Source organism: Pseudomonas lurida (assembly GCF_002563895.1).
Classification (GTDB): domain Bacteria; phylum Pseudomonadota; class Gammaproteobacteria; order Pseudomonadales; family Pseudomonadaceae; genus Aquipseudomonas; species Aquipseudomonas lurida.
Genome location: NZ_PDJB01000001.1, coordinates 1,842,244 through 1,855,411, shown reverse-complemented (window position 1 = coordinate 1,855,411; position 13,168 = coordinate 1,842,244). Strand labels below are relative to the sequence as shown.

Genomic DNA, 13,168 nt, shown 5'->3' with positions numbered 1-13,168 from the left:
ATGTCCATAGAGTTGTATACAATCAATCGAACAAGATACCCTCCATCGGCGTTACAAAAACAATCCGGCCGTGATGAGCCAGAACGCCAAAGGACCCAGAACAATGAAAAAGGCATTACAGGGAGCGACCGTTGCACTCACCCTCCTCGGCGGTGGGGAGGCCGTCGCAGTGGAATGGATGAACAACAGCGTAGGATTTCGCTACGGCCAGCAGTTCACTAATCCGAACAACCCCGACGAATTCAGCAAGCGCATCTACAGCTTCACCCACGCCAGCGGCTACCGGTACGGCAGCAACTTCCTCAACCTCGATGTGTTCCTGTCCGACAGCCGCGACCCGCGCAAGGGCACCGATCATGGCGGGAGCGAGGTGTACGCGGTGTACCGCCACCAGGTGTATGCATCGCGGGTGTTCGACGTGCCGCTGGGCAGCGGGCTGATCAAGGACTACGCACTGACCCTGGGTTTCGATGCCAACCGCAACAACAACTTCGCCTCAGCGAAAAAACGCGCACTGGTGATCGGCCCGACCTTGAAGTTCAACACGGTCGGCGTGCTGGACCTGAGCCTGATGTACTACAAGGAAAGGAACCACACCGGCATCCCCGGCGCGCAGGAGTCGAACCACACGTTCGACGATACCTACCTGCTCAACCTGACGTGGATGCGCCCGTTCGAGATCGCCAACCACGCGGCGAAATTCCAGGGCTTTATCAATTATGTCGGGGAAAAAGGCGAGGACTACCACGGCCGCGACACCGCGCCGGAAGCCCTGATGCGCACTGCGCTGATGGTGGCAGTGCGACCGGGCAAAAGCGTCAAGCCGAACCTGTACCTTGGGGTGGGCTACGAGTACTGGCATAACAAGTTCGGCGTAGACGGCGGCCGGGGGAGCCGCACATCGACGCCGACGGTGAACATGGAAATCACCTTCTAACCGGAGAAACCCAATCAAACGGTGGGCGCAGGCAAGCCAGCTCCCACCGTGTTGACCGCATTGTCATTTCAGCTCCGGTGCCAGCGCTGAAGCGTCGGCTTTCGGCCGCGCCAGCCAGTAGCCCAATACGGCCAACGGCGCAGTCGCCAGCATCACGATCACGGTAATCAGCAGGGGCTGGTCGAGCATCGACGACACCAGCAGGCTGCTGAGAAAGCACAGGCCCAGTTGCAGGGTGTTTTGCAGGGCTGCCGCCTTGCCGGAGTTTTCCGAAAAGGGCATCAGCGCATTCGCCACCACGATGGGGTAACTGGCACCGTTGCACAGCGCCATCAGGCAGAACGGAATCAATAAGGTGGTGAGCGTCGGCACGGTCAAGGTGGCGACCAGGTACAACGCCACCATGCTGATGCAGTACGCCAGCAGCAACCACGGCAGCAGCGTCTTGCCCGGTAAGTGCTGCAAGGCACTGCGGCAACTGTAGCCACCGATCAGAAAGGCCAGGGTCGGCAGCACGTAGCTCAGGCCGATGTCATTCGGGCTGTAGCCCATGCCGCCGAGAATGAACGGCGACGCGGTCAGCCAGGCGAAAAAACTGGCCGAGCAGGCGGCGAAAATCATCACGTTGCCGGTAAACACGCGGGACGTGAGCAGTTGCCCATAACCGAGACGTACCGGTTTGCGCTCCTCCGTAGGACGTTTCGGCACGCCGCGCAGAAATACGGTCGGCAGCAGCAACAGCACCGAGACGCCCAGCAATACGCCGAAAATCGCCTGCCAACCGAAGTGATTCAGCACCATTGCGCCCAACAGCGGTGCGAGCGCCGGCGACAACGACATCAGCGGCATGATGCTGGCGAACACACGATGGGCCTTGTCGGCCGGGTAGCGATCGATCACCAGGGCCTGCCAGCTCACAGCGGCGGAACACACGCCAATCGCCTGAATGAAGCGCAGCGCCAGCAGTTGCGGTGCGGTCTCGACCCAGAACATGCCCGCGCAGCCCAGTACAAACAGGCTAAGGCCGGCGAGGAGGATCGGCTTGCGCCCCAGGCGGTCGGACAACGGCCCCCACAGCAACTGCCCGACCGCGAAGCCCGCGAGGAAAATACTCAAGCTGGCGCCCACCGCGCCAGCGCCAATGTGCAACTGCTCGCCCATGGCGCCGAACGCCGGCAAATACATGTCCATTGCGAGGTAACCGAGCATGCTCAGCCCCGCCAGATACCACGTGAAACCAAAAGAATTTTTCATTGAAGCCTTGCTGATCTTGCCATCAAACTATTTGCTGACTGGCGCCCATTATGAAGCTGACAGTTTGTGTGTGAAGCGATAATAATTGGACACTCTTATCAATAAATTTGAAGGCAATCACAATGTGGTCCGAATATTCCCTGGATGTCGTCGATGCCGTTGCGCGGCATGGCAGCTTCAGCGCAGCCGCCCAGGAACTGCACCGGGTGCCGTCGGCCATCAGCTACACGGTGCGCCAGCTTGAAGAGTGGCTGGCGGTGCCGCTGTTCGTGCGACGCCACCGCGACGTCGAGCTGACACCCGCCGGTCGCCTGTTTATCGACGAAGCCCGTGGCGTGATGAAAAAAATGCTTGGCACGCGGCGCTTGTGCCAGCAGGTCGCCAATGGCTGGAGTGGCCAGTTGAAGGTGGCGGTGGACTCCATCGTCAAACCCCAGCGCTGCCGACAGTTGGTAGTGGATTTCTATCGGCAGTTTCCCGAGGTCGAGCTGTTGCTGGAGTACGAGGTGTACAACGGCGTGTGGGATGCGTTGGCGGATGAGCGCACTGACATTGTGATCGGCGCCACCAGCGCGGTGCCGGTCGCCAGTCATTTTACCTTTCGCGATATGGGCTTGTTGAACTGGCTCTGCGTGGTCAGCGCGCGGCATCCGCTGGCAAGCGTCGAAGGCTTGCTGAGCGACGATCAATTGCGCCCCTTCGCTTCGCTGTGCATGACCGACACCTCGCGTAATCTGCCCAAGCGCGACACCTGGACCCTGGATAACCAACGCCGGCTGGTGGTGCCGAATTGGTCTTCGGCCCTTGATTGCCTGCGTGACGGCCTGTGCGTCGGCATGGCGCCGGCGCATCAGGTGTTGCCGTGGATCGAACGCGGTGAGCTGGTGGCGCTGCAACTGAGCCGGCCGTTTCCGGCCAGCCCGTCGTGTGTGGCCTGGGCGCAGAGCAAGCTGTCGCCGGCCATGGCGTGGTTGCTGGAGTACCTGGGGGATACCGAGACCATGAACCAGGAATGGCTGAACGGGCCAGATCTATGAACATCAGGTAGATCGAATGTGGGAGCGGGCTTGCCCGCGAAGGCGGCGTGTCAGCCGCTACATTTGTTGCTGACCCACCCCATTCGCGAGCAAGCCCGCTCCCACCGTATGATTGTATTTCAACTCAACAGGCGGGCAATGGCCCGCACAATCATCTCGACTTCCTTGGCGTCCAGGGTCAGCGGCGGCAGCAGGCGAATGACCTTGCCGCGCGTCACGTTGATCAGCAGCCCGTGCTCCTGCGCGGCACGCAGGGCCAGGTCTCGATAAGGGCGCGCCAGCTCGATCCCGATCATCAAGCCCTGGCCACGAATCGCCAGTACCTGCGGGTGCTCGCTCAACTCCACCCGCAACCGTGCCAGCAAGCGTTCGCCCTGCTGCGCCGCGTTCTGCAGCAAGCCTTGTTCTTCGATGATTTCCAGCACCGTGCACCCGACCCGGCACGCCAACGGGTTGCCGCCGAAGGTGCTGCCGTGGCTGCCCGGTGTGAACAACTGGGCCACCGCGGCACGGGCCAGGCAGGCGCCAATCGGTACGCCATTGCCGAGGCCTTTGGCCAGGGTCATCACGTCGGGGAGAATGCCTTCATGCTGGAAGGCGAACCAGGCGCCGGTGCGGCCGATGCCGGTCTGAATTTCATCGAGCATCAGCAGCCAGCCGTGGCGTGTGCAGTGATCGCGCAGGGCTTGCAGGTAGCCCGGCGGCGCCGGCAGTACGCCACTTTCACCCTGGATCGGCTCCAGCAGGACCGCTGCGATCCGCGAGCCAAATGCTTGGGTGATCGCTTCTATCGCGGCGATATCGCCAAACCCCACCTTGAGAAAATCCCCCGGCAACCGTTGGAAACCCAAGCGCACCGATGGCCCATCGCTGGCGGCCATCGTGCCCAGTGTGCGGCCATGGAAAGCGTTTTCCATGACCACCACCAAGGGGGCTTCAATGCCCTTCTTCCAGCCATGCAGGCGCGCCAGTTTCAGCGCTGTTTCGTTGGCCTCGGCACCGGAATTGTTGAAGAAGGCGCGGTCCAGGCCAGACAGTTGGGTGAGGCGCTGGGCCAGCCGTTGCTGCCAGTCGATGCTGTAGAGATTGGAGGTGTGCAACAGCAAGCCGGCCTGCTCGCTGATTGCCGTCACCAGCCTGGGGTGCGAATGGCCGACATTGGTCACCGCCACGCCGGCCACCGCGTCCAGGTATTCGCGCCCCTGCTGGTCCCACAGGCGTGTGCCCAGGCCGCGGGTGAAGCTCAGGGCCAAGGGTTGGTAAGTGGTCATCAGGCAGGCGGCGGTCATGGTGCGAAGCTCCAGTGCATCGTAGGGATGGCTGCAGTATCGTTAGCCACCCAAGCTGGATAAACTGCACATTCCTGCAATGACTTTAAACCAGGGCTTGATAATGGATCTGTTCCAGGCAATGTCGGTGTACGTGAAAGTGGTCGAGACCGGCAGCCTGACGGCGGCAGCCCAAGCCTGCGGGTTGTCCACGACCATGGTCGGCAATCACCTGCGCGCCCTGGAGCAGCGCCTGGGTGTCAGCCTGCTCAAGCGCACCACACGCAAACAAAGCCTCACGGAATTTGGCGGGCAGTATTACCAGCGCTGCCTGGAAGTGTTGGGGCTGGTGGCCGACTCCGAGCAACTGGCCGAGCAAGCCCATAGCGATGTGCCCAAGGGCACCCTGCGCATCACCGCGCCCCCCGTGTTCGGCACCGAACGCCTCACACCGGCCTTGAGCGAGTTTTCCCGGCGCTACCCGCACATCAACCTGTACGTGGTGTTGAGCAATGAGCGCATGGACTTGGTCGACAGCGGCTTCGACGTGGCGATCCGCCTTGGCGAACTGGAAACGTCGAGCCTGATCGCCAGGCCGATGCAGGACTACACCCTCACGCTGTGCGCCTCACCTGCCTACCTGGCGCGACGCGGCACCCCGTCAAAGCCCGAGGACCTCAGGCAGCATGACTGCCTGGCGTTCGCCTACCCGGCGAATGACAATTGGCGCGACACTGAAAAACGCTGGCGCATGACCGACGATGCCGGCGAGGTGGAAGTGCCGGTGTCCGGCTCATTGACCATCAACAGCTCGCAAGGCTTGCGCCAGGCGGCCGTCAACGGCATGGGCATCATCATGCTCGCCGATGCCCTGGTGCAACCGGACCTGGAGAGCGGCAGGCTGGTGGCCTTGCTCACCACCTATCGCCTGCCCAGCCGCCCCATGCACCTGCTCTACGGCCAGGACCGGTATCGCCTGCCCAAGCTGCGCGCCTTTGTGGATTTCGCCATGGAAAAGTGGGCGCGCTAGAACTCCACGCCCATTTCGCGCAGGCGCGCCGCCGTACTGTCGGCCGACACGTGGTGAATGCCCTGCCAACCCAGGGCAATGGCCGCCTCGATATTGCCGGCGACATCATCGATGAACACCACTTCAGCTGGCTGGATATCCGGCAGGTGGGCACGTACCTGGCTGAGGCTGGCGTGATAAATCGCCGCGTCTGGCTTGATCAGCTTCAACTCGCCGGACACCACGATGTCGCGAAAGCACTGCAGGAACGGGTAATTGGCCCGCGCATACGGGAACGTCTCGGCAGACCAGTTGGTAAGCCCGAACAGCGGCATGTCGGCCTGGTGCAACGCCTTGAGGATCGCCACGCCGTCCGGCAACGCGCCACGCAGCATTTCGTGCCAGCGGTCGTAATAGGCCTGGATCAAGCGCTCATGATGGGGGTATTGCTCGATGAGGCTGAGGGTGCCATCGGCCAGGGTGCGGCCCGCGTCCTGTTGGGTGTTCCAGGCCTGGGTGCAGATATTATCGAGAAACCATTGCCGCTCATGGTCGTCGGCAATCAGCTTGCGATAGAGGTGATGCGGGTTCCAATCGAACAGGACACCGCCGAAATCAAAAACTACTGCACGAATCGTCATCAGATCCTCCGTTAGCGTGAGTGATAGCGGATGAAGTCTGGCAGATTCTGGAAGGCAGGAGGCGAGCGTTGACGCCCAACAGGAGTCTGAAACCACGCAGATCAAATGTGGGAACAGCCTTATGTGGGCGCTGGCATGCCTGCGATACCATCACCTCGGTGCATCAGATACACCGAGGCGCCTGCATCGCGGGCAAGCCAGGCTCCCACAGCGAGCCAGTTCCTACATTGTCGAGCGTATTCAGGCCTGGATCAGGCCATTGATCTTAACGGTCGGGTTTACATCGGCCTCGTAGTCCACGCCGTCGATTTCAAAGCCGAACAGACGCAGGAATTCCGCCTTGTAGCCGGCGAAATCGCTGATCTCGTTGACGTTGTCGTCGTTGACCTGGTTCCACAGGGCCGCCACGGCGTCCTGGACTTTAGGTTCCAGCTCGGCCAGGTCGGCACGCAGGCGACCGTCGGCGTCGAGCTTCGGCTCTTTGCCGTACAGGCTGTCCTTGAACAGGCCATACACCTGCTCGATGCAACCTTCGTGGGTGCCCTGCTCTTTCATCACTTTGAACAGCAGCGACAGGTACAGCGGCATGATCGGGATGGCCGAGCTCGCCTGGGTCACCACGGCCTTGAGCACCGATACACGGGCGTCGCCCTTGAGTGCCGCGAGGTTGTCGCGCAGGGTCAGGACTTTTTTGTCCAGGTCTTTCTTGGCTTCGCCGATGGAGCCGTTCCAGTAGATATCCTGGGTCAGCTTTTCACCGAGGTAGGTGAACGCAGTGGTCTTGGCGCCTTCGGCCAGGACGTCGGCGTCACGCAGGGCGTCGATCCACAGCTGCCAGTCTTCGCCGCCCATGACTTTCACGGTGCCGTCGATTTCTTCCTGGGTGGCCGGCTCAAGGGTGGTGTCGACCACAACGCCTTTGTCGGTGTTGATACCGCGCAGGGTCACGGCCTTGCCGATCGGCTTGAGGGTGGAATTGTGCACCACGCCTTGCGGGTCGGTACGGCGAGGCGCGGCCAGGCTGTAGACAACCAGGTCGATCTTGCCCAGGTCTTTCTTGATGGTTTCGATGGTCAGGCGCTTGATCTCGTCGGAGAACGCGTCACCGTTGATGCTCTTGGCGTACAGGCCTTTTTCGACGGCAAACTTCTCGAACGCAGCGCTGTTGTACCAGCCGGCGGAGCTCAGCTTGCCTTCTTCGCCTTCTTTCTCAAAAAACACGCCCAGGGTGTCGGCGCCGCAGCCAAACGCAGCACTGATGCGCGCGGCCAGGCCGTAGCCAGTGGAAGCGCCGAGGACCAGCACCTTTTTGGGGCCGCCTTCGATGGCGCCGTGCTCAGTTACGTAGTCGATCTGCTCCTTGACGTTCGCTTCACAGCCAACAGGGTGAGCGGTCACACAGATAAAGCCACGAACCCGCGGTTTGATGATCATAAAATTTCTGCCTCTTCCAAGGTGCCGAAGGCCAGTGGTGGCCATTCAACTTCAATCGTACCGGTCTATGACGTCCAAAAAACCGAAGCGTCACGATAGTCGCAAATCTTCCGTTTACAAAATCCAATCCACACCGCTCGGCAAGGGTTAAAAACTGTGTAGAGCCTTCACAATTTCGCAATATTTAAAACGCCTATCCAGCGCAGAACGTCTTATCATGATGCAGTTGTTTCAATATGTTTCAAAACCCCACCACTCGAAGCCACGGATCCGGACCTGTCGAATGGCGTCCTGCTGGAGCTGAGTTACATGAACAAGCCTGCTTTGCGTAAAAAAGCGGTATCGGTCGCCTGGGTACTCGGTGTGCTGCTGATTATTGATATCTTCCCCGAGACCACACTGGTGTTCCTGGGCCTGGTGGTGGTCTGCGGTATCTACGACTTCCTGCGCAATGGCCTGTATGACGCGGGCACCCTCAAGAAATATTTTATCGGCAGTGGCCGCAACACCTGGCTGCTGGCGCCGTTCAATACCTTGTTCGACCTGTTGAGCTCGCGCAATCGCCACGTTTACACGATGCGTGACCTGCCGCCGGCCTGGCGCGAAGACCTGCAACAGGTCATCGATGATGCCATGGCCCACAAGGACGAAATCATCGATTACCTGGACGCACGCATGGCCGAGAAGAAGCGCGGCATGTTGTTTTTCCAATGGTATGGCCGGCCCATCGAGACCGCCCTGGACATTCCGACGCTGCGCGAAAAGCTGCCGTTCGTGAAGACCATCGGCGTGTCGGTGTTCAATGAAAACCGCTCGACGTCGTTTCACTTCGGGCCCCTGCGCATGATGTTCCGCGTGCTCTACAACATGGCACCGGCGCCCCATCACGAAGGGGTGTACATCCAGGTGGGCAAGCACAAGCACTACTGGCACGACGACCCGCTGTTCATCTTCGATGACACGTTGATGCATGCCTCCTTCAACAAAAACGATGCAAAGCGTTACTGCCTGTTCATCGACATCGTGCGGCCCACCCCGCTGCCTTCGGTGCTCAACGCCGTGATCGCTGGATTTGCCGGCATGGTCTTTACCCTGCGTCGGGTTTTCTACAAAAACTGGAAGCTGATTCAGTAAGTTCTGCGGCATGATGGTGCTGGACGGTGTTTGCGCTCGGCCTTGTGCCTGAGGTAAATAACGTGCTCGTGCGACCGAAATCGGCGCCCATCATTCTCAAGCCATCGCGGCCCCTTGCGGGTGCGGTGGCTGCGCTTTCAAGGAATCAGAATGCCCCAACGTCATGTCATCAATGCTTCCGTCAGCCCCAAGGGCAGCCTCGAAACCCTGTCACAACGTGAAGTCCAGCAACTGAGCGAAGCCGGTACCGGCAGCATCTACACCCTGTTCCGCCAATGCGCCCTGGCGATCCTCAACACCGGTGCGCACATCGACAACGCCAAGACCATTCTCGACGCCTACAAGGACTTTGAAGTACGCATCCACCAGCAGGACCGTGGTGTGCGCCTCGAACTGCTGAATGCCCCCGCCGACGCATTCGTCGATGGCGAAATGATCGCCAGCACCCGCGAGATGCTGTTCAGCGCCCTGCGCGACATTGTCTACACCGAGAACGAACTCGACAGCCAACGCATCGACCTGAGCAACTCCCAAGGCATCACCGACTACGTGTTCCACCTGCTGCGCAACGCCCGTACGCTGCGTCCAGGTATCGAACCGAAAATCGTCGTGTGCTGGGGCGGCCACTCGATCAATACCGAAGAATACAAGTACACCAAGAAAGTCGGCCACGAACTGGGCCTGCGCAGCCTCGACGTGTGCACCGGCTGCGGCCCTGGCGTGATGAAAGGGCCGATGAAAGGCGCGACCATTTCCCACGCCAAGCAGCGTATCACCGGTGGGCGCTACCTGGGCCTGACCGAGCCGGGCATCATCGCCGCCGAAGCGCCAAACCCGATTGTCAACGAGCTGGTGATCTTGCCGGACATCGAGAAACGCCTGGAAGCCTTCGTACGCGTCGGCCACGGCATCATCATCTTCCCGGGCGGTGCCGGTACGGCGGAAGAGTTCCTGTACCTGCTGGGCATCCTCATGCATCCGGACAACCGCGACCTGCCCTTCCCGGTCATCCTCACCGGGCCGAAACACGCCGCGCCGTACCTGCAGCAACTGCACGCATTCGTCGGTGCCACCCTGGGTGAGGCTGCACAGGCGCACTACCAGATCATCATCGACGACCCGGCCGAAGTGGCACGCCAGATGACCGCCGGCCTCAAGGCCGTGAAGCAGTTCCGCCGCGAGCGCAACGACGCGTTCCACTTCAACTGGCTGCTGAAGATCGACGAGGGCTTCCAGCGCCCGTTCGACCCGACCCACGAAAACATGGCCAGCCTGCAACTGAGCCACGCGCTGCCGCCCCACGAACTCGCCGCCAACTTGCGTCGTGCATTCTCGGGGATCGTGGCGGGTAATGTGAAGGACAAGGGTATTCGCCTGATCGAGCAGAACGGCCCGTACGAGATCCACGGCGACCCGGCCATCATGAAACCGCTGGACGAATTGCTACAGGCATTTGTCGCCCAGCACCGCATGAAGTTGCCGGGTGGCGCGGCGTATGTGCCGTGCTACCGCGTGGTGCAATGAATTAGCGTTGTACTGCCACACATTTGATTTCCACCAACAGACCGGGGTGTGCCAGTTCCGACACCCCGATCGTGGTCCAGGCGCAATGCCCGCGTGGAAACAGGCGGTTTTTCACTTCGCGAAAAACCGCCATGTGCTGGCTCATGTTCACGTGGTAGGTGGTCATGTCCACCACGTCGTCGAAGGTGCAGCCGCCCTCTTCCAATACCTGCCGCAGGTTCTCCCAGGCCGCGACGAATTGCGCCTCGGGGTCCTCGATCACCGCCAACCCTTCCGTACGCCCGACCTGCCCTGCGCAGTACAGCGTCTTGCCAACTTTGACCGCGGGCACGTAGCCGGCGCGCTCGACGATGGGGTGCATGGCAGGAGGGATGATGAGGTGGCGGTCGGTCATGGTTTGTATCTCTTTAAACCCAGTGGGCGAGCACAGTTCGGACGAGTGTTTTACCTGTTCCGACTCACCCGCACCAGATGAGAGACCTATGGACCAACGCCTATCCTCCTCTGCCACTCCTTAGCCTAAGGTAAGGAATATAGCGATTGAGATGTTCACCATAGCGACCGCCCTTGGCCTGGAAACAGGTGACCGGGCCGAATTTGTTGAAATGGAAGACGGGCAGTTTTCCATCATTGCCGCAAGCCACACGGTTCAAGACCTCAAGGGGTTGATCCGTAAACCCGCCAGTCCGGGCTGATCGAATCACTGCCTCCGCCTCGCCAGGCTTCGTCAGCATGGTTTCCATCGTGGCGTTGGTCTGGGTGCTGCAAAGCTGCTACCCGTCGGCCAGGAGCGAGGCGTGACGGTACTGGAACCCGTGCTCCGTACCCGCGAATTGACCGTAGAACATGCGGAGATTGTCTGGCAGGCACTGCGCAAGTTTGTGGCCAACAAGGCTGACGTTGCAGACGGCCCGATCGAGCGCTGTGGCCATGCCGCTGGCTGCAAGTACACGGCCACCTTCGTCCTCAATGCGATCAAGACCACCGGCATGAAGCGGCTGGCCTGAACCGTCGCGTTGCGACAGCGGGCGGGCTTTGGTAAAAAACGCTTCCAACCTTGATCGAGAGAAAGACTGACGTGCGCATGTTTCTACTCGCAGCCTTGGCCACGGCCTCCATACCCGCCCTGGCCGACACCATCACTTGGCCGGACCTGCCAAAAACCTGCTTCGTCAGCGGCCGCTCCGCCACCAGCGCAGATGTGGATACCGGTTGCGCCGCCTTCCTGATCAATGTGAAAGGCCAGGCGGCGGGTACGCCGATCAAGCTGGATATTCCCCAGTACGCCATGCACGTGGACGAAGCCACCAGCAAGGAAACCCCGGTGATCCTCATCCAGGCGGAGGAGAATGGCGAGGTCAAGGCAGTAGGCTACAGGGAACTGGGCACCGATCAGCTCGGTGCCGCGCTACTGCGGGAGGTGCGGCTGCTGGGCACCCAGAAGCCTATTTAGCCGCTATTCAGCGAACCCAGCCGCCACCCTGCCAGTGGTAGCCATCATTACGCTGCACCCAATGCGGATGCACATAGCGATAGCCCTCGCGCACCGGCTCCCAATGGCCATGCACCGCGACATAGCGCCCGCCTTCCCAGCGCCAGTAACCGCGTGACCATATATAGCCGTAACGCACTGGCGGCTCGACTTCGATCACTTGCACCGGCGGCGGTTGCGGCGCGACGACTTCGACATACTCACGTTGCACCGGCCTGCGCTCATGCACGACGCGCTCTTGTACACACCCGGATGCCGCGACGACCATGGCCGCCAATGCTGCGTAACGTAGCAACATACAAAACCCTCGGGCGCTGGCGCCCAACACTTACACCGGTAAAAAATGCCCCCTTGTTGCAGCCTCGCTCCTGCTTGGCATTGGGTATTTTTAACAGGTGGTGTCTGTCAGCTTGCTGAACCTGCGGTGCTCAAGTCGCGCACGCGACGGTCGGTCGCTGCCATAGGTGAGCGTTCAAGCCGGACCGAAGCGCACCAGCACCGCCTCGACAAATCGCCGCAACTTGGCGGTACGCTGCCGATTGGCGGTGTAGACCAGATGCATCGGCCGGCTCGGCGCCTCGAAGTCCGGCAGCACCTGCACCAGCTCCCCCCTGCCAATCGCCGTACCCAGGAAGTCCAAGGGGCCGAGGACAATGCCAAAACCATCCAGCGCTGCCGACATCAACGCCCTGCTTTCGTTGATCTGCAGACGGCTGTTCACCTGAACGGTGTGCTGCGTCGAACCTTGATAAAACATCCATTCGCGGTCCGCAGGACGTGACCAAAAGGCGTAGCCCAGGCATTCGTGCTGCTCAAGGTCGGCCGGCAACTGCGGCGTACCCCGCGCCGCCAGGTACGCAGGGGAAGCGCAAGCCACCAAGCGATAAGGCGCCAATGGCCGAGCCGTCAGGCCAGTGGTGGCCAAGGGGCCGATGCGAAAGGCCGCTTCGTATCCCTCTTCCACCAGGTCGACAAAACGATCCGTCAGGTGCAGGTCGATGTCCACGTCCGGGTTATCGCGCAGGAACGCAGTAATCAGCGGCATCAGGCTGTAAGAGCCGAAGGTCACGGGTGCAGTGAGTTTCAGCTTGCCGCGCGGCGTGTCATTCATGATCTGCGCCAGGGAGTCCGCAGCCTCGGCTTCCGCGAGGATATGTTTGCACCGCTCGTAATACGCGCCCCCCAACTCCGTAAGGCTTTGCCTGCGCGTGGTGCGATTGAGCAAACGCGCGCCGAGACGCTGCTCCAGCGCGGTCACATGTTTGGCGACCATCTGCGCCGACATGTTCAAACGCTCCGCCGCGCGGGCGTAAGAGCCCAACTCGGCGGCGATCACAAACGCATTCATGCTCGATAGACGATCCATCATTCCCCACTCCCAGTAACAACACCCCCGCTGGAACGCTTATTTATCACCCGCTGGTTGCCAATCATCATA

At 60.7% G+C, this 13,168-nt stretch carries 14 protein-coding genes and 1 pseudogene; 8 read left to right on the top strand and 7 right to left on the bottom strand.

Annotated features, from left to right (window positions below; translation table 11 throughout):
- Positions 1–103 precede the first annotated feature (103 nt).
- Positions 104–937 carry a hypothetical protein gene (locus tag ATH90_RS08495; protein ID WP_034102612.1) on the top strand — a complete coding sequence of 278 codons (834 nt, stop codon included), beginning with the start codon at positions 104–106 and terminating at the stop codon, positions 935–937.
- A 63-nt stretch (positions 938–1,000) separates the two neighbouring features.
- On the opposite strand, the gene punC is transcribed toward ATH90_RS08495, so the two are convergent.
- Entirely contained in the window at positions 1,001–2,191 is a 1,191-nt protein-coding gene (gene punC, locus ATH90_RS08490; protein WP_034102610.1) for a purine nucleoside transporter PunC, read from the bottom strand.
- Positions 2,192–2,313: 122 nt separating this feature from the next.
- Between punC and punR the strand changes: the two genes are divergently transcribed.
- Positions 2,314–3,228 carry a DNA-binding transcriptional activator PunR gene (gene punR, locus ATH90_RS08485; protein WP_034102608.1) on the top strand — a complete coding sequence of 305 codons (915 nt, stop codon included), beginning with the start codon at positions 2,314–2,316 and terminating at the stop codon, positions 3,226–3,228.
- A 119-nt stretch (positions 3,229–3,347) separates the two neighbouring features.
- Here punR and ATH90_RS08480 read toward each other — a convergent pair whose 3' ends face one another.
- A complete protein-coding gene (locus tag ATH90_RS08480; protein ID WP_098466066.1) occupies positions 3,348–4,517 on the bottom strand; it encodes an aspartate aminotransferase family protein in 1,170 nt (389 codons plus the stop codon).
- Between the two features lie 103 nt (positions 4,518–4,620).
- Between ATH90_RS08480 and ATH90_RS08475 the strand changes: the two genes are divergently transcribed.
- On the top strand, positions 4,621–5,526 hold the full coding sequence (locus ATH90_RS08475; RefSeq protein ID WP_034102603.1) for a LysR family transcriptional regulator: 906 nt from the start codon (positions 4,621–4,623) through the stop codon (positions 5,524–5,526).
- On the opposite strand, the gene ATH90_RS08470 is transcribed toward ATH90_RS08475, so the two are convergent.
- Both ATH90_RS08470 and fabV read right to left on the bottom strand, forming a co-directional pair.
- Positions 5,523–6,146 (bottom strand): HAD family hydrolase, encoded by a 624-nt coding sequence (locus ATH90_RS08470; protein WP_034102602.1) that lies wholly within the window; start codon positions 6,144–6,146, stop codon positions 5,523–5,525. The two genes, ATH90_RS08475 and ATH90_RS08470, sit on opposite strands and share 4 nt — an antisense overlap.
- A gap of 240 nt (positions 6,147–6,386) precedes the next feature.
- The gene (gene fabV, locus ATH90_RS08465) at positions 6,387–7,580 is read right to left on the bottom strand and encodes an enoyl-ACP reductase FabV (protein ID WP_034102600.1); all 1,194 of its coding nucleotides are present in this window, start codon (positions 7,578–7,580) and stop codon (positions 6,387–6,389) included.
- Between the two features lie 309 nt (positions 7,581–7,889).
- On the opposite strand from fabV, the gene ATH90_RS08460 reads away from it, so the two are divergent.
- Both ATH90_RS08460 and ppnN read left to right on the top strand, forming a co-directional pair.
- A complete protein-coding gene (locus tag ATH90_RS08460) occupies positions 7,890–8,714 on the top strand; it encodes an aspartyl/asparaginyl beta-hydroxylase domain-containing protein (protein WP_069022410.1) in 825 nt (274 codons plus the stop codon).
- A 150-nt stretch (positions 8,715–8,864) separates the two neighbouring features.
- Complete coding sequence (gene ppnN, locus ATH90_RS08455) at positions 8,865–10,238, top strand: nucleotide 5'-monophosphate nucleosidase PpnN (protein WP_034102596.1); 1,374 nt, start codon at positions 8,865–8,867, stop codon at positions 10,236–10,238.
- A 1-nt stretch (position 10,239) separates the two neighbouring features.
- Here the strand turns inward: ppnN and ATH90_RS08450 are convergent, their stop codons facing one another.
- On the bottom strand, positions 10,240–10,632 hold the full coding sequence (locus ATH90_RS08450) for a RidA family protein (protein WP_098466065.1): 393 nt from the start codon (positions 10,630–10,632) through the stop codon (positions 10,240–10,242).
- A gap of 151 nt (positions 10,633–10,783) precedes the next feature.
- On the opposite strand from ATH90_RS08450, the gene ATH90_RS29345 reads away from it, so the two are divergent.
- From ATH90_RS29345 to ATH90_RS08440, 3 genes and pseudogenes are all read left to right on the top strand, one after another.
- Positions 10,784–10,933 (top strand): hypothetical protein, encoded by a 150-nt coding sequence (locus tag ATH90_RS29345; RefSeq protein ID WP_170041109.1) that lies wholly within the window; start codon positions 10,784–10,786, stop codon positions 10,931–10,933.
- Positions 10,918–11,245 (top strand): annotated as a pseudogene (locus ATH90_RS08445) (PIN domain-containing protein); the annotation flags it as partial. The gene ATH90_RS29345 and the pseudogene ATH90_RS08445, both read left to right, overlap by 16 nt.
- A gap of 77 nt (positions 11,246–11,322) precedes the next feature.
- Positions 11,323–11,691 (top strand): hypothetical protein, encoded by a 369-nt coding sequence (locus tag ATH90_RS08440; protein WP_098466064.1) that lies wholly within the window; start codon positions 11,323–11,325, stop codon positions 11,689–11,691.
- A 7-nt stretch (positions 11,692–11,698) separates the two neighbouring features.
- Here ATH90_RS08440 and ATH90_RS08435 read toward each other — a convergent pair whose 3' ends face one another.
- Together ATH90_RS08435 and ATH90_RS08430 are read right to left on the bottom strand one after the other, a co-directional pair.
- Positions 11,699–12,028 carry a YXWGXW repeat-containing protein gene (locus tag ATH90_RS08435; RefSeq protein WP_043274284.1) on the bottom strand — a complete coding sequence of 110 codons (330 nt, stop codon included), beginning with the start codon at positions 12,026–12,028 and terminating at the stop codon, positions 11,699–11,701.
- A 174-nt stretch (positions 12,029–12,202) separates the two neighbouring features.
- A complete protein-coding gene (locus ATH90_RS08430) occupies positions 12,203–13,099 on the bottom strand; it encodes a LysR family transcriptional regulator (RefSeq protein ID WP_098466063.1) in 897 nt (298 codons plus the stop codon).
- Positions 13,100–13,168: the final 69 nt, after the last annotated feature.

Excerpts from the sequence above, each read along its gene's own strand:
- ATH90_RS08495 (WP_034102612.1), top strand. The coding sequence starts at position 104 with ATGAAAAAGGCATTACAGGGAGCGACCGTTGCACTCACCCTCCTCGGC.
- punC (WP_034102610.1), bottom strand. The coding sequence starts at position 2,191 with ATGAAAAATTCTTTTGGTTTCACGTGGTATCTGGCGGGGCTGAGCATG.
- punR (WP_034102608.1), top strand. The coding sequence starts at position 2,314 with ATGTGGTCCGAATATTCCCTGGATGTCGTCGATGCCGTTGCGCGGCAT.
- ATH90_RS08480 (WP_098466066.1), bottom strand. The coding sequence starts at position 4,517 with ATGACCGCCGCCTGCCTGATGACCACTTACCAACCCTTGGCCCTGAGC.
- ATH90_RS08475 (WP_034102603.1), top strand. The coding sequence starts at position 4,621 with ATGGATCTGTTCCAGGCAATGTCGGTGTACGTGAAAGTGGTCGAGACC.
- ATH90_RS08470 (WP_034102602.1), bottom strand. The coding sequence starts at position 6,146 with ATGACGATTCGTGCAGTAGTTTTTGATTTCGGCGGTGTCCTGTTCGAT.
- fabV (WP_034102600.1), bottom strand. The coding sequence starts at position 7,580 with ATGATCATCAAACCGCGGGTTCGTGGCTTTATCTGTGTGACCGCTCAC.
- ATH90_RS08460 (WP_069022410.1), top strand. The coding sequence starts at position 7,890 with ATGAACAAGCCTGCTTTGCGTAAAAAAGCGGTATCGGTCGCCTGGGTA.
- ppnN (WP_034102596.1), top strand. The coding sequence starts at position 8,865 with ATGCCCCAACGTCATGTCATCAATGCTTCCGTCAGCCCCAAGGGCAGC.
- ATH90_RS08450 (WP_098466065.1), bottom strand. The coding sequence starts at position 10,632 with ATGACCGACCGCCACCTCATCATCCCTCCTGCCATGCACCCCATCGTC.
- ATH90_RS29345 (WP_170041109.1), top strand. The coding sequence starts at position 10,784 with ATGTTCACCATAGCGACCGCCCTTGGCCTGGAAACAGGTGACCGGGCC.
- ATH90_RS08440 (WP_098466064.1), top strand. The coding sequence starts at position 11,323 with ATGTTTCTACTCGCAGCCTTGGCCACGGCCTCCATACCCGCCCTGGCC.
- ATH90_RS08435 (WP_043274284.1), bottom strand. The coding sequence starts at position 12,028 with ATGTTGCTACGTTACGCAGCATTGGCGGCCATGGTCGTCGCGGCATCC.
- ATH90_RS08430 (WP_098466063.1), bottom strand. The coding sequence starts at position 13,099 with ATGATGGATCGTCTATCGAGCATGAATGCGTTTGTGATCGCCGCCGAG.